Below are 20,325 nucleotides of genomic sequence, written 5' to 3' on the forward strand. Positions count from 1 at the left end.
CTCACGCCTCCACTTCGGAGCGGTCGCCCGCCCAGAGGGTGTGGAACGAACCGTCCCGGTCCACCCGGTGGTAGGTGTGCGCGCCGAAGTCGTCCCGCAGGCCCTGGATCAGCGCGGCCGGCAGCCGCTGCGCCCGCAGCGCGTCGAAGTAGGCCAGCGACGACCCGAAGGCCGGGGCCGGCACGCCCGCCCGGGCCGCGTCGGCCACCACCCGTCGCCAGGCCGGTACGCCGTCGCTGACCCGCTCGGCGAACCACGGCGCGACGAGCAGCGTCGACAGGTCCGGCTCCGCGTCGTACGCCTCCCGGATCCGGTCCAGGAAACCGGCCCGGATGATGCAGCCGCCCCGCCAGATGGTGGCCGTACCGCCCAGGTCGATGTCCCAGTCGTACTCCCGGCTGCCGGCCCGGATGTGGTCGAACCCCTGCGCGTACGCGACGATCTTGCTGGCGAGCAGTGCGCGGCGCACGTCCTCGACGAACGCGTCCCGGTCGTCCACCTGCCACTTCTCACCCGCGTCGGCGAACACCCGGCGGGCTGCCTCGCGCTGGTCGGCGTGGCCGGACAGCGACCGCGCGAATGTGGCCTCGGCGATGCCGGTGATCGGGATGCCGAGGTCGAGCGCGCTCTGCACGGTCCAGCGGCCGGTGCCCTTCTGCTCGGCCTGGTCGAGCACGATGTCCACGAACGCCTGGCCGGTGGCCGCGTCGGTGTGGCCGAGCACGTCGGCGGTGATCTCGATGAGGAACGACCCCAGCTCGCCGCCGTTCCACTCCCGGAAGATCTCCGCGATCTCCGCCGGGCTCGCCGACAGACCGGCCCGCAACAGGTCGTACGCCTCGGCGATGAGCTGCATGTCGGCGTACTCGATGCCGTTGTGGACCATCTTCACGAAGTGGCCCGCGCCGTCCGGCCCGATGTGCCGGCAGCAGGGCTCACCGTCCACCTGCGCGGCGATCTTCTCGAAGATCGGCCCGAGCTTGCGGTACGACTCGGCCGACCCGCCGGGCATGATGCTCGGACCGAGCAGCGCGCCCTCCTCGCCGCCGGACACTCCGGTGCCGACGAAGTGCAGCCCGTGCGCGCGCAGCGCCTCCTCCCGGCGGCGGGTGTCGGCGAAGTGCGCGTTGCCGCAGTCGACGACGATGTCGCCCTCCTCCAGCAGCGGGACCAGTTCGTCGATCACCGCGTCGGTGGGCGCGCCGGCCTTCACCATCACGATCACCGCGCGGGGCCGCTCCAGCGAGCCGACGAAGTCCGCGAGCGACTCCGACGGCACGAACGTGCCCTCGTCGCCGTGCTCGGCGACCAGGCTCCGGGTACGTTCCGGCGACCGGTTGTGCACCGCCACGGCGAAGCCGTTGCGGGCCAGGTTCCGGGCCAGGTTGCGGCCCATCACCGCCAGACCGGTGACCCCGATCTGCGCCGTCGCCTGCTCTGCCATGCGTACCGCCACCTCTCGTTCGTGCTGCCGTTCTGCGACCGTATCGCGGTCGCCGGGGGAGCGGGCGGGGACGTCGACAGGGCGTGATCGCCGGGTGGCCGTGCGTCTCGCGCGGGCGCGTTCGCGTTCTCTCCCGGTAAATCGGGTGCGGGTTTCCGGGCGGCGGGATAGCGTTGCCGCATGCGTAAGTGACGCCCCACCTCCGAGCCCGGTCCACCGCCGCCAGTGCCGTGGACCCGTCCTGCTCCGGGCGTCCGCATTCCTTCCCGCCACCGTCGGTCGCGGTGTCTGTCGTGATCGGAACGCACCGGAGCCCCCGCTCGGCGCGTCCCGGTCGGCGCGCCCGCACGACAGGAGGCCCGCGAATGCCCGCGAAGCGCAATCCGAAGAAGTCCCGCAAGCAGTCGTCGCCGCAGGTGACCCCGCCGAAGCTCGACGCGCTCACGCTGACGCCACCCGCGGTGGTGCTCCCCACGGAGCCGGTGGCGTCCGCCGTGTCCCCGGACTCGGTGCCGCCCTCGGAGTCCCTGGAGACCCCGGTCCTGCCGGGCGCATCCGCGACGCCGCCCCGGTCCGGCCCACCGGCAGGGCGGCAGGCCCGGAACACCGGGCGTAGTCAGCGCGCCGGCCAGACCCGGTTCTACGCCTTCCGCCGCAGCTGACCGACAGCCCTTTCCCGGTCAGCCGCTCACCGGGCAGGCCCCTCATCGGGGGCCTGCCCGGGCGTCCCCCCGGAGATCTTGGACGATTCCGGCCCCTAGAAGGGCCATCCCATACCAAGATCCACTCCAGCCCTGTCGATCATGAAGTTGGCGGCGACAAAACGGGCAACCGGTGCCGTCAACTTCATGATCAACAGGGCGAGGGTGGCGGGGACGGGGTCAGCCGATCAAGGGGCGGAAGGTGCCCAGGGCGATGCTTGTGGCCAGGGCACCGCCGGCCAGCAGCGCGGCGCCCGCCACGAGCAGGGCGTCGGCGCGGGTGAAGCGCTGCGGGCGGGCCACGGTGCGCGGCGTACCCGCGTCGAAGCCCCGGGCGTCCATCGCCACGGCCAGCCGGGTACCCCGCCGGATCGCGCCCACCAGCAGCGTGAACGCGGTGGACGCGAACAGCCGCAGCTTCGCCACCGGGTTGCGGCCGGCGTCCACGCCGCGGGCCCGGCGGGCCATGCTGATCATCCGCCACTCCTGTTCCAGCAGCGGCACCATCCGGAACGCGGCGAGCGCCCCGATGGCGAACCGGGCGGGCGTCTTCGCGTTCTGGATCAACGCGTCGGCCAGGTCCGTCGGGTCGGTGGTGGCGAACACGACGATGCCGGGCAGCGCCACGGCGAGCATCCGCAGCACCAGGCCCAGCGCGGTGACGAGGACGCCCTCGGTCACCAGGACCGGGCCGGCCTCCACCAGCACCCGGCCGGAGCGGTCGGCCGCGAAGAGCACCAGCGTGATCAGGATGCCGGCGGCACCGGCGAGCAGCGGCCAGGCCCGGCGGGCCAGCACCCGGTAGCGGACCCCGAACAGCGGCAGCACCGCGAGTTCCACGGCGATGGCGATGGCCGGTGCGACCGGGTCGAGCGTCGCCACCAGGATCAGCGTGAAGACCACAGCGGCGGCCAGCTTCGCCACCGGGTTGCGCCGGGCCAGCGGGGCGCCGGGTGCGGCGACCGGTTCGAGGCCGATCACGTGGCCACCCCGTCGGGGGAGCGGTGCAGGGTGAGCGTCGTGTCGGCCAGCGCGGCGACGAAGTCCTCGTCGTGGGTCACCGCGACCACGCCGTGCCCGGCGTCGCGCAGCTCGGCGAGCAGGTCGACCAGCTCCAGCCAGGTCCGCCGGTCCTGGCCGAACGTGGGCTCGTCGCAGATCAGCAGGCGGGGCGCGGTGGCCAGGGCCGTCGCCACACTCAGCCGCCGCGCCTCCCCACCGGAGAGGGTGTACGGGTTGGCGCCGGCCAGCCGGTCCAGCCGCAACCGGTGCAGCAGCTCGTCGACGGTGGCGGTCACCGCCGACTCGGGCCGGCCGGTGCGGCGCGGGCCGAGCGCCAGCTCGTCGCGGACCGTGGCGGTGACGAACTGGTGTTCCGGATCCTGGAACACTGAACCGATCCGGCGTACCAGCGCGGGTGCCCGCCAGCGGTGCGGGGGAGTACGCGCGTCCCGCCCGGCGAGTTCCGCCGACGCGGTGACGGTGCCCGTGCCGGGCTTCAGCAGCCCGCCCAGGAGCAGCGCCAGTGTGGACTTGCCGGCGCCGTTGGGGCCGAGGACGGCGAGCGCCTCGCCGGCGCGTACCCGGAGATCGGTGGGGTCTAGCCGGGGCGGCAGGCCGAGCCGCTCCGCGGTGAGCAGCACGTCGCCGGGCGGCGTGGTGGCGTGCCGGGGTGGCGCGACGTGGCCGGGTACCCAGACCCCGGCGGCGGCCAGCGCGTCGCCGTGCGCGGCGAAGACCGCCTCGGGTGGCCCGTCGGCGCGCACCCCGCCGCCGGGTTCCAGCACGACGACGCGGTCGACCAGCGGCAGTGCCTCGGTGACCCGGTGCTCGACCAGGACCATCGTGGTGTCCGGGTCGAGCGCGTTCGCGACGGCCCGGCGGATCAGGGTGGCACCGGCCGGGTCGAGGTTGGCGGTGGGCTCGTCGAGCAGCAGCAGCCCGGGACGCAGCGCGAGCGTGCCGGCCAGCGCCAGCCGCTGCTGCTCGCCGCCGCTGAGCGCTGCGGTGGGGCGGTCCCTGTCGTACGGGAAGCCGACCCGGTGCAGCGCCTCGTCGACGCGGGGCCAGATCTCCCCGGCGGGTACACCACGGTTCTCCAGCCCGAACGCCACGTCGTCGCCGGAGCGGGCCATGACGAGCTGGGTCTCCGGGTCCTGGAAGACGATGCCGACGCGCTCGCGGGCCTTGCGCGGGTCCAGCCCGTCGATCTCGACGGTGCCCTCCTGCTCGCCGGAGTCCTCCGGCAGCAGCCCGGCCAGCGCGGCCAGCAGCGTGCTCTTACCGGCGCCGGAGGGTCCGAGCAGCAGCACCCGCTCGCCGCTCTCCACGCGCAGATCCACCCCGCGCAGAGCCCAGCGTTTCCGTCCCCCGTGCCGCCACCCGAACCCCCGCAGCACCACCCCGCTCACCGCCCGCCCACCCCCTCTTCTCCGTCGATCATGAGGTTGACGGCGATGACGGGTGCCGAAACGGCCGCCAACTTCATGATCGACACGATGGAGGCGTCAGACCAGGGCTCGGTCGCGGCCGGCGGGAAAGCGGTCCAGGACGCCGGTGTTCGCCAGCGCGCGGGTGAGGACGTGCGCGCCGAGACCGGCGACGATCGTGGCGCTGACGATCGTGATCAGCGCGTACGGGAGGCGGTAGGAGGCGAAGTCGAACGCCTTGTTCCAGTAGACGAAGTCGAAGATCGCCGCGCCGAGACCGGTCAGCGCACCGGCCAGCACCGCCACCGGCAGTCGGAACGAGCGGTACCGGAACGCGGCGAAGGCCAGCTCGGCGCCGATGCCCTGCATCAGGCCCTGGAGGATCACGATGCTCGCCCACTGGCTGCCCAGCAGGGCGGAGATGATCGCGGCCACCGTCTCGCAGTACAGCGCGGCGCCCGGCTTGCGGATGATCAGGCCGGCGAGCACCGCCGGGATCAGCCACACGCCGTAGAGCACGGCCTGGGCCGGCGGGAAGAACGCGGACGCCGCGTCGGTGGCGCTCCAGAGCAGGCCCCAGGCCCAGAAGACGACGCCGAAGGCGACGGCGATGACCGAGGCGACGACGATGTCGACGGTACGCCAGCGGTTGCTGTCGGTGTGGTTCACGGTTGACTCCCAGTTCGTCGAGGTGAACCAGGAGAAGACGCACGCCGCGCCCGGTGGTCACCGGACGGCGACGCGGCTGGAGGTCGACCGAACTCCCTGCGCTGGCATTACCCAGATCAGGTTCGAGGGTCTGCGGGCACCGGCCCGCACTCTCAGCGCTGTGCGCTCCCCTGTCGGATGTGAAGTTGTCTCGTCGCAGACGCTAGCACCGACCACGGGCCCCGGCCCAGCAGGGCGAGTGTCGGTATGGTGGCGATCATGCTGGTGGATGCGCGGGGACTGACGTTCGAGGTACGCGCCGGCGGCCCCGAGGACGGTGACCCGGTCCTGTTGCTGCACGGCTTTCCGCAGCACTCCGGTGAGTGGGACGCGGTCACACCCGCGCTGCACGCCGCCGGGCTGCGCACGTACGCGCTCGACCAGCGCGGCTACTCACCCGGCGCGCGTCCGGCGGACGTCGGGGCGTACCGGATTCCGGAGCTGGTGGCCGACGCGGCCGCGGTGCTCGACGCGCTCGGGGTGACAGGCGCCCATGTGGTCGGCCACGACTGGGGCGCCATCGTGGCGTGGGGGCTGGCGGCGGCGCACCCGGAGCGGGTGCGGACGCTGACCGCGGTGTCGGTGCCGCACCCGGCCGCGATGGGGCACGCGCTCGCCACCGACCCGCGGCAGAAGGTCAAGTCCGCGTACATCGCGTTGTTCCGCAAGCCCGGTACGGCGGAGAAGGTGCTGCTGGCGTGGAACGGCGCCACGCTGCGCAAGCTGCTGAGCGGAGTGGGTGACGCCGACGTGGTGGCCCGGTACGCCGAGCCGATGCGCGAGCCGGGCGCGTTGACGGCGGCGTTGAACTGGTACCGCGCGATGACCGGTGCGGACATGAAGGCGGTCGCCCCGGTGGGGGTGCCCACCACGTTCGTGTGGAGCGACAAGGACGTGGCGATCGGCCGGACGGCCGCGCAGGCGTGCGCCGCGCACGTCACCGGTGACTACCGGTTCGTGACGCTGTCCGGCGTCAGCCACTGGATCCCGGACGAGGCGCCCGGCCCGCTGGCCGAGGCGATCCTCGCCCGGTGCGCGGGAACGGAGGAGGCATGACGGTGAGCGCCGAGGCGTACCTGGCGGTGGTGACCGAGACGATCGGCCGGGTCGCCGCCGAGCAGCGGCAGAACGTGGCCGACGCGGCCGACCTGATCGCGGCGGCGCTGCGCGCCGACGGTGTGGTGCACGCGTTCGGCACCGGGCACTCCGAGGCGCTGGCCATGGAGATCGCCGGCCGGGCCGGCGGGCTGGTGCCCACCAACCGGATCGCGCTGCGTGACCTGGTGCTGATCGGCGGCGACCCGGCCGACGTGCTCGGCCCGAAGCTGGAGCGCGACCCGGCCGTGGCGCACCGCCTCTACGAGCTGGCGCCGATCCGGCCGCAGGACGTGTTCGTGCTGGCCTCGAACTCGGGCGTGAACGGGGCGATGGTCGAGTTCGCGTCCATCGTGAAGGAACGCGGGCACGGCCTGGTGGCGATCACGTCGGCACAGCACTCGGCGCGGATGACCTCGCGGCACCCGTCCGGCCGCAAGCTCGCCGACTTCGCCGACGTGGTGCTGGACAACGGCGCCCCGTACGGCGACGCCACGCTGCCGCTGCCGGGCGGCGGCGCGGTCGGCGCGGTCTCCTCGATCACCGCGGCGCTGCTCGCCCAGCAGATCGTCGCCGAGGTGGTGGCCCGGCTGATCGCGGCGGGGCAGCGCCCGCCGGTCTACCTGTCCGCGAACATCACCGGCGGCGACGAGCACAACGCCGAGTTGGAGGCACGGTACGCGGGCCGGATCCGCCGCGGTTCCTGAACCGGTTTCGTGATCATCCGTACGGGGCACAGGCGGTCCTGCCGGTGGGCGTTCACCCGCCGGCCGTGCCGTCTCCCGGGGAGGTCCGCGAGTGTCCAAGGAATCCGAGAAGCAGCGCTGGCAGCGCAACTTCGCCGATCTGTTGCAGGAGCTGCGGGTCGCGCAGACCGGCGTGCAGATCCTCTTCGCCTTCCTGCTGACGCTGCCGTTCAGCAACGGGTTCGGCCGGACCACGGAGTTCCAGCGCGACGTCTACATCGTGGCGCTGCTGACCGCCGCCGCGTCCGCCGCGATGATCATTTCTCCGGTCGCGTTCCACCGGGCGCTGTTCCGGCAGGGGCGTAAGCCGGAGCTGGTCCGGTTCGCCCACCGGATGGCCACCGGCGGCCTGTTCTTCATGCTGATCGCGATGGTCAGCTCGGTCCTGCTGGTCACCGACTTCGTGCTGGACCGGCCGATCGCGTTCCTGCTCAGCGCGCTCACCGGCCTCTGGTTCCTGATCTTCTGGGCCATCCTGCCGTTCAGCCGGCGCAACTGGGGTGAGGACGACATCGACGACGAGGACGACAACCCGCAGACGCTCACCGACTGACCGTCCGCCAAATCGGACGTGCACGCAGCGCTACCCCTGGGTAACACCCGGGGGTAGCGTCGTTTTCGTCGAACGCGTCGACGCAGCCGGACCGACGAGGAGGCAGCCGTGACCACGACACAGAACAGCCGGCCCGAGTCACCAGACGGCGCGGGGCCGCTGCCCGCCGAGGCGGGCCAGGTCTCCGAGAAGGAGGCCCGGCAGGTCGCCGAGGCCGCCCGCGAGTCGGCCTGGGACCGGCCCAGCTTCGGCAAGGAACTGTTCCTCGGCCGCTTCCGGCTCGACCTGATCGACCCGTGGCCCCGCCCCGATCCGGCCGAGGTGGCCCGCGCCGACGAGTTCCTCGGCTCGCTGCGCGCGTACCTGACGTCCGAGGTGGACGGCGAGGCGATCGAGCGGGACGCGCGCATCCCCGACGAGGTGTTCCACGGCCTGGCCGGGCTCGGCACGTTCGGCATGAAGATCGACCGTAAGTACGGCGGGCTGGGGCTGAGCAACCTGCACTACTGCCGGGCGCTGATGCTCGTCGGCTCGGTGAACCCGGCGGTCAGCGCGCTGCTCTCCGCGCACCAGTCGATCGGCGTGCCGCAGCCGCTGAAGATGTTCGGCACGCCCGAGCAGAAGGAACGGTTCCTGCCCCGGCTCGCCGCCGGTGAGGTCTCCGCGTTCCTGCTCACCGAGCCGGACGTCGGCTCCGACCCGGCCCGGCTCGCCACCACCGCCGAGCCGACCGCCGACGGCACCGGCTACCGGCTCAACGGGGTGAAGCTCTGGGCCACGAACGGCACGCTCGCCACGCTGCTGGTGGTGATGGCCCGGGTGCCGGCCGGCGAGGGGCGGCGCGGCGGCATCACCGCGTTCGTGGTGGAGGGCGACAGCGACGGCATCACCGTGGAGCGGCGCAACTCCTTCGTCGGGTTGCGCGGCCTGGAGAACAGCCTCACCCGGTTCCACGACGTGTTCGTGCCGAAGGAGAACGTGATCGGCGGTGAGGGCAAGGGCCTCAAGATCGCGCTGACCACGTTGAACACCGGCCGGCTCTCGCTGCCTGCCATGTGCGTCGGCGCCGGGAAGTGGGCGCTCAACGTGGCCCGCGAGTGGGCGGCGGACCGGGTCCAGTGGGGCCGCCCGGTGGGCGAGCACGAGGCGGTGGCGAAGAAGCTGGCCTTCATCGCCGCCACCACGTACGGCATGGAGTCCATGCTCGACCTGTCCTGCATGCTCGCCGACGACGACCGCAACGACATCCGGATCGAGGCGGCGCTGGTCAAGCTCTACGCCAGCGAGATGGCCTGGCGGATCGCCGACGAGCTGATCCAGATCCGCGGTGGCCGTGGCTACGAGACGGCCGACTCGCTCGCCGCCCGGGGGGAACGGCCGGCCGCCGTCGAGCAGCTCCTGCGCGACCTGCGGATCAACCGGATCTTCGAGGGCTCCACCGAGATCATGCACCTGCTGATCGCCCGCGAGGCGGTCGACGCGCACCTGTCCGTCGCGGGCGACATCATCGACCCCGACGCCGGGCTGGGCCGCAAGGCGAAGGCGGGCGCGCGGGCCGGCGCCTTCTACGCGAGGTGGCTGCCCACGCTCGCCGTCGGAAAGGGGCAGACGCCCGGGGCGTACCAGGAGTTCGGGCCGCTGGCCGGGCACCTGCGCCACGTCGAGCGGACGTCCCGCAAGCTGGCCCGGTCGACGTTCTACGCGATGTCGCGGTGGCAGGGGAAGATGGAGCGCAAGCAGGCGTTCCTCGGCCGGGTGGTCGACATCGGCGCGGAGCTGTTCGCGATGAGCGCGGTCTGCGTCCGGGCCTACGCCGAGCGGGACGCGCACCCGGAGAACGTCGAGCTGGCCGACCTGTTCTGCCGGCAGGCGCGGCTGCGCGTCGACGAGCTGTTCACCGGCCTGTGGTCGAACACCGACTCGGTCGACGTGGCCGCCGCCAAGCGGATCGTCGCCGGCCGGTACGCCTCGGTGGAGGAGGGTGTCGTCACCCCGCCCGCCGACCTGCCCTGGGTGGCCCGCTGGGAGCCGGGACCGTCCACCGAGCAGGACGTCCGCCGTCGCATCCCGCCCGCCGGCTGACCGGAGCGCCCCGGCGGCCGTCCCGCCCGGACGGCCGCCGCGGCGGTCAGCGCGCGATCGCCCAGGCCAGGATGCCGGCCAGGATCAGGCCGTTGAGGCCGGCCAGCACCAGGTACGCCGACGGCGGGATCTTGCGGCCCTTGCGGACGAAACTCACCAGCACGCCTGCGTACCCCAGCAGCAGCACGGCGACGACGATCAGGAAGTACAGCACCGGCACACCTTACCGGCCGCCGCGCAGCCCCAGTTCGCGCAGCTCCAGCGCGGCGAGCGCGTCGACAGTCGCGTCGTCGCCGCGCCGCCACGCCTCGGCGACGTCGGGCGCGATCCGGGTCAGCTTCGACAGCGGCTGACCGGCCAGCGCGCGCAGCGCCAGCAGGTCCCGGCCGGCCGGGACGCCGGCCAGTGCCTTCGCCGCGCCGGCCCGGCGCATCCAGCGCAGGCGCAGCGGCAGCCAGCCGAACAGCACCAGGCCGAGCGGGAACACCAGCACCGCGACGGTCAGCCCGAGCGCGAGCTGCCCGACCAGCTCCTGCTGGTCGCGGCCCGCCTCGGCGACCGAGCGGGCGGCGTCGGCGGCCCGGGTGAACGGCGCGGTCAGCTCGTCGCCGACGATCGGCACCCGGCCGACCTTGCCGCCGGCGTCGGCCAGGTTGTCGGCGAGTCCGCCGCCGGCCCCCTCCAGCTTCTGCCCCGGTACGGCGAGCTTCTCGACCACGTCGTGCAGCCACAGCGCGAAGCGGATCGCCGCGTACACCCAGACGACCACGAGCAGGTCGGTGAGGAACTGGCGGACGGCGGTGGGAAAACGGTCGGCGTAGATCTTCACGCCGGATAGCGTCCCACGGCGCGGGCGCGTCGGCACGTGGCCGATTTCCCGCTCAGTGCGACCCTTCACCGGCGTGACTGACCGCGTCCGCCACGATGTGCGCGACGTGGTCGTCGACCAGCGCGTACGCGATCTCCCGGCCGCGCCGCGACCCGCGCACCACCCCGGCGCCCCGCAGCACCCGCAGGTGCTGGGAGACCAGCGGCTGCGGCGCGCCGAGCTTCTCGACCAGCTCGTGCACGCAGCGTTCGCCCTCGGCCAGCTCGCTGACGATCGCGAGCCGGATCGGGGCCGAGAGCGCGCGCAGCAGGTCACCCGCACCCTCGAAGGCGTCGTACCCGTTCGTGCCGGTCACCCTGTAACGGTAACCAATCCCAGCTGCGCCGGCGGGCAGGGCCTCACCGCAGCAGCACCTCGTGCTCGACCGGCTCGGGCGGCGGCGTGGCCCGGTCGGCCCGCACCCGCCGCCGCAGCGCCCGCACACCGGCCGCCGCCAGCGCGACCAGCAGGAACGAGCCGATCGCCACGAGCACCACCGACGCGCCGGGCGCGGTGTCGGCGGTGGCGGCCACCCAGACCCCGGTGCCGGCCGCGAACAGGCCCAGCGCCATGGCCGCCGTCATGGTCGAGCGGAAGCCCCGGGTCACCTGCTGCGCGGTCGCCACCGGCACCACCATCAGCGCGCTGATCAGCAGCACCCCGACCGCCCGCATGGCGATGGTCACCGTGACCGCGGTGCCGACCGCGATGAGCAGGTTCAGCGCCCGCACCGGCAGGCCGGACACCCGGGCGTACTCCTCGTCGTGGCAGACCGCGAACAGCGCCGGGCGCAGCACCAGCATGGTCACCAGCAGCACCACGCCGAGCACCCCGATGGTGATCAGGTCGGTGCGGGAGGTGGTGGTCAGCGACCCGAACAGGTACGCGTTGAGCGACCCGCTGCTGGCGTCGGACAGCCCGACCAGCATCACGCCACCGGCGATGCCGCCGTAGAAGAGCAACGCCAGCGCCAGGTCGCCGGAGGTGCGCCCGTACGCGCGGACCAGCTCGATCACGACCGCGCCGAGCGTCGCGGCGATCACCGCCACCAGCACGGGGGAGCGGTTGAGCAGCAGTCCCGCACCGACGCCGGTGAGCGCCACGTGCCCGAGCCCGTCGCCGATCAACGCCAGCCGGCGCTGCACCAGGTAGATGCCGAGCGCCGGGGCGGCCAGCCCGATGATCAGCGCGCCGACCAGGGCGCGGAGCATGAAGTCGTACTGGAAGAGATCCATCTCAGATGCCTGTCCAGAGCCGGGCGGGCTCCTCGTCGCAGTGCGGGTGCACGTGCTCGTGGTCCGGGTCGGCGTGGTGGCCGGCCGGTTCGGGCACCGCGCCGTCGTGGGCGATCCCGCCCTGGTGCACCACCACGGCCCGGCTGATCAGCGGGCGCAGCGGGCCCAGCTCGTGCGCGACGAGCAGGACCGTGCCGCCGCCGTCGCGGAACGCGCGCAGCGCCCCGGCGAACGCCTCCTGGCTCGCAGCGTCCACCCCGGCGGTCGGCTCGTCCAGCACCAGCAGCTCCGGCCCGCCGGCCAGCGCGCGGGCGATCAGGGTGCGCTGCTGCTGGCCGCCGGAGAGCGTGGACACCGGGTCACCGGCCCGGTCGGCGAGCCCGACCGCGTCCAGTGCCGCCGCCACCGCCTCCCGGTCCGCCCGCCCGGCCGGACGCAGCACGCCCCGGCGGGCCAGCCGCCCGGACGCCACCACCTCGCGCACGGTGGCTGGTACTCCGCTGCCCGCGCCGAGCCGCTGCGGCACGTACCCGATGCGGTGCCACTGCCGGAAGCGGCGCTGCGGCGTGCCGAACAGGGCGACCGACCCGGCGCCGACCGGCACCAGGCCGAGCGCGGCGCGCACGAGCGTCGACTTGCCGGAGCCGTTGGCGCCGAGCACGGCGACCACCTCGCCGGCGGTCACTGTCAACGAGACGTCCCGCAGCACCGGGCGGCCGTCGTAGCCGACGGTGGCGTGCGCGATCTCGATCACGGGTGAGGTCATGAACAGTCCAGAGCGGTTCGCAGGGTCTGCAGGTTGGTGCGCATCGCGGAGAGGTAGTCGCCGTCGGCGGGCGGGCCCTCCAGCGGGTCCAGGACGGCCGTCTTCGCCCCGACCTCACGCGCGATCGTCTCGGCGACCTTCGGGCTGACCAGGGTCTCGAAGAAGATCGTGCCGGCCTGGTGCTCCCGGGCCTCCTCGGCGACCTCGGCGAGGCGCTTCGGGGACGGCTCGGACTCCGGGGTGAGCCCGCTGATGCCGATCTGTTCCAGCTGGTAGCGCTCGGTCAGGTAGCCGAACGCGGTGTGGCTGGTGACGATCTCCCGGCGCTGGCAGGTGCGCAGGCCGTCGGCGTACTCGGTGTCCAGCTTCGTCAGCTCGGTGCGCAGCGCGCCGGCGCGGGCGGTGTAGTCGGCGGCGTGGTCCGGGTCGGCCTTGCCGAGGCGCTCGGCGAGCTTGTCGCCGATGGTGGCCAGCCGGGTCGGGTCGAGCCAGACGTGCGGGTCCTTGCCGCCGCCCTCCTCGGCGTGCCCGGCCTCGCCCTCGTGATCGTGGTCGTGGCCACCGGCGGCCGCGTCCCGCAGCGGCGTCACGCCCGCCACGTCGAACGCGCGGTCGCCGCCGTTCTGCTCCACCGCCTCGTCCACCGCCGGCTGGAAGCCGCTGAGGTAGACGACCACGTCGGCGTCGACGACCTGGCCGACCTGCCGCGGGTTGAGTTCCAGGTCGTGCGGCTCGGCGCCGGGCTTGGTCAGGTTGCTGACCGCGACCGTGTCGCCGCCGATCCGCTCGGCCAGGAACTGGAGCGGGTAGAACGCGGCCACCACGTCGACCCTGCCCGGCTCGCTCGCGCCGCCTGTGCCGTCCGCGCAGGCGGTCAGGCCGGCGGCGGCGAGCAGGGCGGCGGCTGCGGCGGTCAGGATACGGCGAGGTGCACGAACGGTCATGGGCTCAACTGTCCGCGACAACGAAAACTATTGTCAAAAACGCATGATTGCATGTCAGCGCAGGTCAGCTCGGTTCTGCTTTCCCGAGTCAGCCGACCATGAGCTTCGCCAGCGCCACCGCGATCAACAAGGTGAGCATCACCAGCCGGAGCATCCGGGTCGCCGGGGCCTGCACCGGCCAGGTGACCGACATCAGCCAGACCAGCACGCCGGCCAGCACGAGCAGCAGGACGCCGCCCGCCGGGCCGGGCGCGAAGAGGCCGACAAGCACCAGGGCCAGCGCGGCCAGGAACACCGCCGTCGGGTTGAGCCGTGCCAACCGGGACAGCACAGGACTCTGCGTACGCTGCATGCCACAAACTCTACGAGGAGGAACCCCGTGCTGGTCACCAACCGCTTCGTGGTGGAAGCCGAAACGGTGGACGAGTTCACCCGTGCGGCGCACGCCGCGCTGGCCGCGCTCGCCGCCCGCCCCGGCTACCTGCGCGGTGAACTGCTGCGGGCGCTCGACGACCCGGACCACTGGGTCCTGATCACCGAGTGGGAGTCGGTCGGTGCGTACCGGCGGGCGCTCGGCGGATTCGACGTCAAGGTCACCGCCGTGCCGCTGCTCGCCCGATCGGTGGACGAGCCGTCGGCGTACGAGACGCTCGCCAGCGCCGCCCCCGAGGGTGAGATCGTCGTCGTCGCCAGCGATCGCGCCGCAGGTCCGTATCGCTGAGTGCCGGGGCACTACCCTGGCGCGTATGACCGCTCCCGGACCGGCCGCGCCACCCCCGTCATCCGTTCCGCCCGCGCTGCCGGCGGAACACGGGGTGCCCGCGCCGCCGCAGGGGCCCGGCGCCGCGCCGCCGTTCGCCGCCCCGCCCACCGAGGGCGGGCGGACACGGCTCTGGCTCGGCCTCGGCGCGGGCGCGCTCGCAGTGCTGATCTGCTGCGGTGGGGGCGGGGCGGCAGTGGTCGGCCTGGCGGTGAGCAACGCCCAGGCGATCGGTGAGCAGGGCCGGGCGGTCACGAACGACTACTACCAGGCGCTCGTGGCCCGGGAGTGGTCCAAGGCGTACGACACGCTCTGCGACGACATCCGGCGACGCGAGCCCCGGCGCGAGTTCGAGCGCCGGGTGGCGACCGAGCCGCAGATCTCCGGCTACCGGGTGGGCGAGGTCGACCTCACCACGCTCACCGTGCCGGTGGACGTCACGCTCGCCGGCGGCCGGCGGGAGGCGCAGACCGTGACGCTCGCGCCGGACCAGCAGACGGGCGGCGTGGAGGTCTGCGGGGTGAGCTGACCGGCCCCCGGTATTCTGCTGGGCTCGGGACGGACACGGTCGTACCGTTGTCCCGAACAGCCCGGTTCCATCCATCTCAACCGCGCCGACCGCCAGCCGGCGTAGGAGGAAACATGCCAGCCGACCGTATCGACGCCGTCACCAGCCTCGCCAAGCGCCGGGGCTTCGTCTTTCCCTCCAGCGAGATCTACGGGGGCACCCGGTCGGCGTGGGACTACGGTCCGCTCGGCGTCGAGCTGAAGGAGAACGTCCGCCGGCAGTGGTGGCGGACCATGGTGCAGCAGCGCGACGACGTCGTCGGCCTCGACTCGGCGGTCATCCTGGCCCGCAAGGTCTGGGAGGCCAGCGGCCACATCGCCGAGTTCGTCGACCCGCTGACCGAGTGTCAGTCCTGCCACAAGCGGTTCCGGGCCGACCACCTGGAAGAGGCGTACGAGGCCAAGCACGGCAAGCCGCTGACCTCGCTGACGGAGCTGAACTGCCCCAACTGCGGCAACAAGGGCACCTTCACCGAGCCGAAGATGTTCAACGGCCTGATGAAGACCTACCTGGGCCCGGTGGAGAGCGACGAGGGCATGCACTACCTGCGCCCGGAGACCGCCCAGGGCATCTTCGTCAACTACAAGAACGTGGAGACGGTCGCCCGCAAGAAGCCGCCGTTCGGCATCGCGCAGACCGGCAAGTCGTTCCGCAACGAGATCACCCCCGGCAACTTCATCTTCCGGACCCGCGAGTTCGAGCAGATGGAGATGGAGTTCTTCGTCGAGCCGGGCACCGACGAGCAGTGGCACGAGTACTGGCTCTCCGAGCGCTGGAACTGGTACCTCGACCTGGGCCTGTCCGAGGAGAACCTGCGCTTCTACGAGCACCCCAAGGAGAAGCTCTCCCACTACTCGAAGCGCACCGTAGACATCGAGTACCGGTTCCGGTTCGGCGGCAGCGAGTTCGCCGAGCTGGAGGGCATCGCCAACCGCACCGACTTCGACCTGTCCACGCACAGCAAGCACTCCGGCGTCGACCTGTCGTACTTCGACCAGGGCAAGGGCGAGCGCTGGATGCCGTACGTGATCGAGCCGGCCGCCGGCCTCACCCGCGCGGTGCTGGCGTTCCTGCTCGAGGCGTACGACGAGGACGAGGCGCCGAATACCAAGGGCGGCGTGGACAAGCGCACCGTCATGCGGTTCGACCCGCGCCTGGCCCCGGTCAAGGTCGCCGTGCTGCCGTTGTCGCGCAACGAGGCGCTGTCGCCGAAGGCCAAGCAGCTCGCCACCGACCTGCGCAAGCGCTGGGTGGTCGAGTTCGACGACTCGCAGGCGATCGGCCGCCGCTACCGCCGGCAGGACGAGATCGGCACGCCGTTCTGCGTCACAGTCGACTTCGACACGCTCGACGACAACGCGGTCACGGTCCGGAACCGGGACACGATGGCCCAGGAGCGCGTCTCGCTGGACCAGGTCGAGCGCTACCTGATCGAGCGCCTGCCCGGCTGCTGAGCTGATGTAAGGAAGGGCCCCTTCTTAACGCCTCGCGTAGAGAAGGGGCCCCTTCTTAACACCCCTCATCCGGGGGAGATCGGCTCCGCCCGTACGCCGGTCCCGGCGCCCAGCCCGCGCCGGGCCGCGTACGCGTCCTCCACCATCCGCCGCACACGGCCCGGCTCCCGGCGGATCTGCGCCGGCGTGAAGTGCAGGATGAGCACCCCGTACCGGCTCAGCTCGTTGTGCCGGTCCAGCGTCCGCGCCCAGTCGTTCGGGCTGAGGTGGTACTCCCGCGAGTCGACCTCCAGCGCCACCGCGCAGTCGGCGAGGTAGCCGTCCGGCGTCGGCAGGCGGGTGCCGTCGGCCGCCGACAGCCGCGGGTTCCACAGGATCCCGCCGAGCACGCCGCTGCCGCCCAGGCACTCCCGCAGTTCCGTTTCCGGCGCCGAGCGGACCCCGTCGGTGATCTCCGCGAACGCCTTCCGGATCAGGGCGGTGCGGCTGCGCCGGGCCCGGCGGATCTCCGCGTCCAGGCTGTCCAGGTCGGTGAAACCGCGCTGCACGGCCTCGGCCACCGTCGCCCGTACCGGCCGCAGCCGGCGCAGGTCGCGGGCCGCGTCCACGACCGCCCTGGCCGGCGAGCACACCGGGTACAGCGCGGTCCGCCGGGCCCGCGGATCAAGCTCCAGGGCCCGCGCGATCACCGCGTGACCGGCCGAGCGGCGCCGCACGTGGTGCGGCAGGATCAGGTGTACGTCAGCGGTGCGCGGACTGTGCCGGAAGCCGTACCAGATCAGGGCGGCCAGGCCGGTGAGCTGGGCGTCGGCGCCCGCGTAGAGCGCCGCCGAGATTCGTCGTTGCTCGTCGGTGAGGGTGCCGGTGACGAGCGCGTACGTGGCCGGCAGCACGCGCTGCCACAGGCCGCGCCGGGTCTGCCGGTACAGGTACATGTCGTCGTATCCGACGCCGAGCAGCTGCGTCCGGGTGACGATCTGCTGCTGGCGCTCGGCCAGGTCGCTGAGTTCGGGTGGCTGTTCGCGCATGCCCGGCAGCGTGCGGGCTCGACCGCTGCTCCTCCTGCCCGTCCGCCCGTCCTGTGGACAGCCGCCCCGGTTGTGGAGAACGCCCGCCGGGCTGGCCGGCTGTGATATGTGCCCTGTTAACAAGGGGCCCCTGCTCTACCGGAGACGTTAAGAAGGGGCCCTTCCTTACACTTGTGCGGTGACTGCCCCGACCCTGCCCGCGTTGACCATCGGCCCGCACCGGGTGTGGCCGCCGGTGGTGCTCGCGCCGATGGCCGGGATCACCAACGTCGGCTTCCGCCGGCTCTGCCGTGAGCAGGGCGGCGGCATCTACGTCTGCGAGATGATCACCACCCGCGCGCTCGTCGAGCGGAACCCGAAGACGCTGCGCATGATCGCCTTCGGCGCCGAGGAGAAGCCCCGCAGCCTCCAGCTCTACGGCACCGACCCGGAGATCACCGCCGCCGCCGTGCGGATCGTGGTCGAGCGCGACCTGGCCGACCACATCGACCTGAACTTCGGCTGCCCGGTGCCCAAGGTGACCCGCCGGGGCGGCGGCTCGGCCCTGCCGTGGCGCCGCCGGCTGTTCGCCCGGCTGGTCAGGGCCGCGGTGGACGCCGCGTCACCCGCCGGGGTACCGGTCACCGTCAAGATGCGCAAGGGCATCGACGACGACCACCTGACGTACGTCGAGGCGGGGCTGGCGGCCCAGGACGCGGGCGTCGCGGCGGTCGCCCTGCACGGGCGTACGGCCGCGCAGCGCTACTCCGGCACCGCCGACTGGGATGCGATCGCCACGCTCAAGTCGGCGCTCGACGTTCCGGTGCTCGGCAACGGCGACATCTGGGAGGCCGACGACGCGCTGCGGATGGTCGCGCACACCGGCGTCGACGGCGTGGTGATCGGGCGCGGCTGCCTGGGCCGGCCGTGGCTGTTCGCCGACCTGGAGGCCGCGTTCAACGGGAGCGCCGAGCGGCGGCTACCGAGCCTCGGCGAGGTGGCGGTGACCATGCGGCGGCACGCCGAACTGCTGGTGGAGCAGTTCGTGGCGGGCGCGCGCAACCCGGCCCGCGGCGAGCGGGACGGCTGCACCGACTTCCGCAAGCACGTCGCCTGGTACCTGAAGGGCTTCCCGATCGGCAGCGAACTGCGCCGCTCGCTCGCCATGATCGAGAGCCTGGCGCAGCTCGACGACCTGCTCGGCAAGCTCGACCCGGCCGTACCGTTCCCGGTGGAGAACCTCGGCCAGCCGCGCGGCCGCACCAACTCCCCGGGCAAGGTCTTCCTGCCCGACGGCTGGCTGGCCAGCCGCGACGACGACACCCCGCCCGACGGCGCGGAGCTGGACGACTCGGGCGGCTGACCGCTGACCCCGGACACGCCGAAGGGCCCGACCCCCGTTCCGGGGTCGGGCCCTTCGTCATTGTCACTCGGTCAGGAGCTGTAGCCGCGGCTGGCGATCCAGCGGGCGAGCTCGTCCACGTCGATCCGGTAGGAGGCCTGGTCCGGGTTCGCCGAGTCGGCGATCGTCACGACCTTGCCGCCGTCGCGGTAGCCGACCACGCTGATGTAGTGGCCACCCTCGAACGAGTGGGTGGTGCCGTCGGTGTCGGTCGCGGTGCCGGCGATGTTCGCCACCACGGCCCGGCCGTCGTCCACAGTGCGCACCACGTCGGCACGCAGCTTCTCCACCTTGTCACCGACCTTGTCCACCGGGATCTCGGTCGACTTGTAGACGTCCTTACCGGTCTCCTTGTTGAGCACCGGCGTGATGTCGTTGATGGAGTTGGTGCCGGCCTCGGTGGTGCCCATCTCCTTGGCCATGGCGTCCACGTCGATGTTCTTGCCCTGCACGCTCAGCGCGTTACGGGCCGCGGCCGGGCCACAGAAGTAGAAGTTGGGCTGCGCCTCGTAGCGCACGTCCAGCTCACGCTCGCCGTGCTTGCGGTCGGTGGTGACGACCTGGGCGGCGCGCTCGGCCGGGGTGGCCTGGGCGGCGATGGCGGGGCCGGCGATGCCACCGGCGGTGGCGGCGATACCGGCGACGGTCAGAGCGGTCTTGCGCAGCAGAGTGGTAGCCATGATCAGTTGCCTCTCTGTCGGGGGTACGCGGCGATGGGGGATGCCGCGAATAAAGATCAGGTGGCCCGGTATGTGCGTCGGGCCGGTGGCCTGCACGGGCGGCCAGGGGGTCGGCCTGCTCCGGCGGCTCGGGGATGTAACGACCGGGGGTCCGGGGTCATTCCCGGGGGCGCTGCCCGGCGGTGGGGCCGGCTCGACAGGCGCTGTCGGCCTGCTCTGCGGCTCCGGGGATGTAACGACCGGCGTCCCGGCCTGATTCCCGGCCCGAGGGGGCGGGCGGTCGGCGGGTGCGGCGCGGTCTGCCATGTACAACGCCCCGCACCCACCCCCGATTCCACCTCACGGGTGACCCCGACCACCCCGGATCCGGACACCGAGCCCATCAGGGCTGCCGCCGACACCGAACCCCGCCCGCCCTCGCCGCAGCCACCCCGCCCCGGCCACCTCGGAGGGCTCCCCGCACCCCGTTGATCAAGGAGTTTGTGTCCGTCTGAGGCCGTGCACCGGGCACAAACTCCTTGATCACCGGTCCGATGGGAGGGGAGTGAGTCGCCTTGGTGCCCGATGTCGGGCTCTGGGCGGGTGAGCTTCGAGATCTTGGTAGATCGGCGCCCCTCCGAGGGCTGTTCCGTACCAAGATCTTCGGGGCGCTCGGGGCGCTCGGGGCGCTCGGGGCGCTCGGGGCGCTCGGGAGGGAGTGCGCGACGGCGAGGGGCGGCTGGATGTCGCCGGCCCGGGGATGAGGGCGTCGATCATGAAGTTGACGGCGTTTTGTGTCCGGTTTGTCGCCGTCAACTTCATGATCGACGGGGTTCGGCGTCGACGGGGTTCGGCGCCCCCGTGTGCGGTCAGGGGGTGGTCGGGGTGGTGGGGGAGGTGGGCG

General features: G+C 72.7%; 22 protein-coding genes and 1 riboswitch. Of the genes, 9 read left to right on the forward strand and 13 right to left on the reverse strand.

Annotated features, from left to right (window positions below; translation table 11 throughout):
* Position 1: 1 nt before the first annotated feature.
* Complete coding sequence (gene gndA, locus IF06_RS0128335) at positions 2-1,444, reverse strand: NADP-dependent phosphogluconate dehydrogenase (protein ID WP_030274650.1); 1,443 nt, start codon at positions 1,442-1,444, stop codon at positions 2-4.
* A 365-nt stretch (positions 1,445-1,809) separates the two neighbouring features.
* Between gndA and IF06_RS0128340 the strand changes: the two genes are divergently transcribed.
* A complete protein-coding gene (locus IF06_RS0128340) occupies positions 1,810-2,106 on the forward strand; it encodes a hypothetical protein (protein ID WP_030274653.1) in 297 nt (98 codons plus the stop codon).
* 219 nt (positions 2,107-2,325) lie between these two features.
* Here IF06_RS0128340 and IF06_RS0128345 read toward each other — a convergent pair whose 3' ends face one another.
* From IF06_RS0128345 to IF06_RS0128360, 3 genes are all read right to left on the reverse strand, one after another.
* On the reverse strand, positions 2,326-3,126 hold the full coding sequence (locus tag IF06_RS0128345) for an energy-coupling factor transporter transmembrane component T family protein (protein WP_030274655.1): 801 nt from the start codon (positions 3,124-3,126) through the stop codon (positions 2,326-2,328).
* Positions 3,123-4,556, reverse strand: coding sequence for an ABC transporter ATP-binding protein (locus tag IF06_RS0128350; RefSeq protein WP_030274656.1), 1,434 nt, complete (start codon positions 4,554-4,556; stop codon positions 3,123-3,125). Before IF06_RS0128350 ends, IF06_RS0128345 begins: the two co-directional genes overlap by 4 nt.
* Positions 4,557-4,652: 96 nt before the next feature.
* Complete coding sequence (locus tag IF06_RS0128360) at positions 4,653-5,243, reverse strand: ECF transporter S component (protein WP_030274657.1); 591 nt, start codon at positions 5,241-5,243, stop codon at positions 4,653-4,655.
* 75 nt (positions 5,244-5,318) lie between these two features.
* Positions 5,319-5,425: riboswitch (TPP riboswitch) on the reverse strand.
* Positions 5,426-5,501: 76 nt separating this feature from the next.
* Between IF06_RS0128360 and IF06_RS0128365 the strand changes: the two genes are divergently transcribed.
* The 4 genes from IF06_RS0128365 (at position 5,502) to IF06_RS0128380 (ending at position 9,758) form a co-directional block, all read left to right on the forward strand.
* The gene (locus IF06_RS0128365; protein WP_030274658.1) at positions 5,502-6,338 is read left to right on the forward strand and encodes an alpha/beta fold hydrolase; all 837 of its coding nucleotides are present in this window, start codon (positions 5,502-5,504) and stop codon (positions 6,336-6,338) included.
* On the forward strand, positions 6,335-7,084 hold the full coding sequence (locus tag IF06_RS0128370) for a sugar isomerase domain-containing protein (protein WP_030274659.1): 750 nt from the start codon (positions 6,335-6,337) through the stop codon (positions 7,082-7,084). Before IF06_RS0128365 ends, IF06_RS0128370 begins: the two co-directional genes overlap by 4 nt.
* Before the next feature lie 91 nt (positions 7,085-7,175).
* Positions 7,176-7,676, forward strand: a complete 501-nt coding sequence (locus IF06_RS0128375) for a DUF6328 family protein (RefSeq protein ID WP_013287951.1) — start codon at positions 7,176-7,178, stop codon at positions 7,674-7,676.
* 108 nt (positions 7,677-7,784) lie between these two features.
* Complete coding sequence (locus tag IF06_RS0128380) at positions 7,785-9,758, forward strand: acyl-CoA dehydrogenase family protein (RefSeq protein ID WP_030274660.1); 1,974 nt, start codon at positions 7,785-7,787, stop codon at positions 9,756-9,758.
* A 46-nt stretch (positions 9,759-9,804) separates the two neighbouring features.
* Here IF06_RS0128380 and IF06_RS34050 read toward each other — a convergent pair whose 3' ends face one another.
* The 7 genes from IF06_RS34050 to IF06_RS0128415 form a co-directional block, all read right to left on the reverse strand.
* Positions 9,805-9,972 carry a hypothetical protein gene (locus tag IF06_RS34050; RefSeq protein WP_013287949.1) on the reverse strand — a complete coding sequence of 56 codons (168 nt, stop codon included), beginning with the start codon at positions 9,970-9,972 and terminating at the stop codon, positions 9,805-9,807.
* Between the two features lie 9 nt (positions 9,973-9,981).
* A complete protein-coding gene (locus IF06_RS0128390; RefSeq protein ID WP_013287948.1) occupies positions 9,982-10,587 on the reverse strand; it encodes a hypothetical protein in 606 nt (201 codons plus the stop codon).
* Between the two features lie 52 nt (positions 10,588-10,639).
* A complete protein-coding gene (locus tag IF06_RS0128395) occupies positions 10,640-10,942 on the reverse strand; it encodes an ArsR/SmtB family transcription factor (RefSeq protein WP_013287947.1) in 303 nt (100 codons plus the stop codon).
* 43 nt (positions 10,943-10,985) lie between these two features.
* The gene (locus IF06_RS0128400) at positions 10,986-11,861 is read right to left on the reverse strand and encodes a metal ABC transporter permease (RefSeq protein ID WP_013287946.1); all 876 of its coding nucleotides are present in this window, start codon (positions 11,859-11,861) and stop codon (positions 10,986-10,988) included.
* A 1-nt stretch (position 11,862) separates the two neighbouring features.
* Positions 11,863-12,627: a metal ABC transporter ATP-binding protein gene (locus tag IF06_RS0128405; RefSeq protein WP_030274662.1), complete on the reverse strand. Its 765-nt coding sequence runs from the start codon at positions 12,625-12,627 to the stop codon at positions 11,863-11,865.
* A complete protein-coding gene (locus tag IF06_RS0128410) occupies positions 12,624-13,571 on the reverse strand; it encodes a metal ABC transporter substrate-binding protein (protein WP_013287944.1) in 948 nt (315 codons plus the stop codon). Before IF06_RS0128410 ends, IF06_RS0128405 begins: the two co-directional genes overlap by 4 nt.
* An 88-nt stretch (positions 13,572-13,659) precedes the next feature.
* Positions 13,660-13,923, reverse strand: a complete 264-nt coding sequence (locus IF06_RS0128415; protein WP_013287943.1) for a DUF6703 family protein — start codon at positions 13,921-13,923, stop codon at positions 13,660-13,662.
* A 27-nt stretch (positions 13,924-13,950) separates the two neighbouring features.
* Here IF06_RS0128415 and IF06_RS0128420 point away from each other — a divergent pair, with 27 nt between their 5' ends.
* The 3 genes from IF06_RS0128420 to IF06_RS0128430 all read left to right on the forward strand — a co-directional run bounded on the left by IF06_RS0128420 (position 13,951) and on the right by IF06_RS0128430 (position 16,353).
* Positions 13,951-14,292 (forward strand): antibiotic biosynthesis monooxygenase family protein, encoded by a 342-nt coding sequence (locus tag IF06_RS0128420; RefSeq protein WP_013287942.1) that lies wholly within the window; start codon positions 13,951-13,953, stop codon positions 14,290-14,292.
* A gap of 94 nt (positions 14,293-14,386) precedes the next feature.
* Positions 14,387-14,860 carry a hypothetical protein gene (locus tag IF06_RS0128425; RefSeq protein ID WP_013287941.1) on the forward strand — a complete coding sequence of 158 codons (474 nt, stop codon included), beginning with the start codon at positions 14,387-14,389 and terminating at the stop codon, positions 14,858-14,860.
* 113 nt (positions 14,861-14,973) lie between these two features.
* Positions 14,974-16,353 carry a glycine--tRNA ligase gene (locus IF06_RS0128430; protein WP_013475540.1) on the forward strand — a complete coding sequence of 460 codons (1,380 nt, stop codon included), beginning with the start codon at positions 14,974-14,976 and terminating at the stop codon, positions 16,351-16,353.
* A gap of 65 nt (positions 16,354-16,418) precedes the next feature.
* Here the strand turns inward: IF06_RS0128430 and IF06_RS0128435 are convergent, their stop codons facing one another.
* Entirely contained in the window at positions 16,419-17,381 is a 963-nt protein-coding gene (locus IF06_RS0128435) for a type IV toxin-antitoxin system AbiEi family antitoxin domain-containing protein (RefSeq protein ID WP_013287939.1), read from the reverse strand.
* Between the two features lie 178 nt (positions 17,382-17,559).
* Between IF06_RS0128435 and dusB the strand changes: the two genes are divergently transcribed.
* Positions 17,560-18,723, forward strand: coding sequence for a tRNA dihydrouridine synthase DusB (dusB, locus tag IF06_RS0128440; RefSeq protein ID WP_013287938.1), 1,164 nt, complete (start codon positions 17,560-17,562; stop codon positions 18,721-18,723).
* Between the two features lie 71 nt (positions 18,724-18,794).
* On the opposite strand, the gene IF06_RS0128445 is transcribed toward dusB, so the two are convergent.
* Complete coding sequence (locus tag IF06_RS0128445; RefSeq protein ID WP_013287937.1) at positions 18,795-19,442, reverse strand: C39 family peptidase; 648 nt, start codon at positions 19,440-19,442, stop codon at positions 18,795-18,797.
* Between the last annotated feature and the right edge of the window lie 883 nt (positions 19,443-20,325).

Source organism: Micromonospora globosa, assembly GCF_000717585.1.
Lineage (GTDB): Bacteria > Actinomycetota > Actinomycetes > Mycobacteriales > Micromonosporaceae > Micromonospora > Micromonospora aurantiaca.

Coding starts and splice junctions, on each gene's coding strand:
- gndA (WP_030274650.1), bottom strand. CDS start 1,444: ATGGCAGAGCAGGCGACGGCGCAGATCGGGGTCACCGGTCTGGCGGTG.
- IF06_RS0128340 (WP_030274653.1), top strand. CDS start 1,810: ATGCCCGCGAAGCGCAATCCGAAGAAGTCCCGCAAGCAGTCGTCGCCG.
- IF06_RS0128365 (WP_030274658.1), top strand. CDS start 5,502: ATGCTGGTGGATGCGCGGGGACTGACGTTCGAGGTACGCGCCGGCGGC.
- IF06_RS0128370 (WP_030274659.1), top strand. CDS start 6,335: ATGACGGTGAGCGCCGAGGCGTACCTGGCGGTGGTGACCGAGACGATC.
- IF06_RS0128400 (WP_013287946.1), bottom strand. CDS start 11,861: ATGGATCTCTTCCAGTACGACTTCATGCTCCGCGCCCTGGTCGGCGCG.
- IF06_RS0128405 (WP_030274662.1), bottom strand. CDS start 12,627: ATGACCTCACCCGTGATCGAGATCGCGCACGCCACCGTCGGCTACGAC.
- IF06_RS0128410 (WP_013287944.1), bottom strand. CDS start 13,571: ATGACCGTTCGTGCACCTCGCCGTATCCTGACCGCCGCAGCCGCCGCC.
- IF06_RS0128415 (WP_013287943.1), bottom strand. CDS start 13,923: ATGCAGCGTACGCAGAGTCCTGTGCTGTCCCGGTTGGCACGGCTCAAC.
- IF06_RS0128430 (WP_013475540.1), top strand. CDS start 14,974: ATGCCAGCCGACCGTATCGACGCCGTCACCAGCCTCGCCAAGCGCCGG.
- IF06_RS0128435 (WP_013287939.1), bottom strand. CDS start 17,381: ATGCGCGAACAGCCACCCGAACTCAGCGACCTGGCCGAGCGCCAGCAG.
- IF06_RS0128445 (WP_013287937.1), bottom strand. CDS start 19,442: ATGGCTACCACTCTGCTGCGCAAGACCGCTCTGACCGTCGCCGGTATC.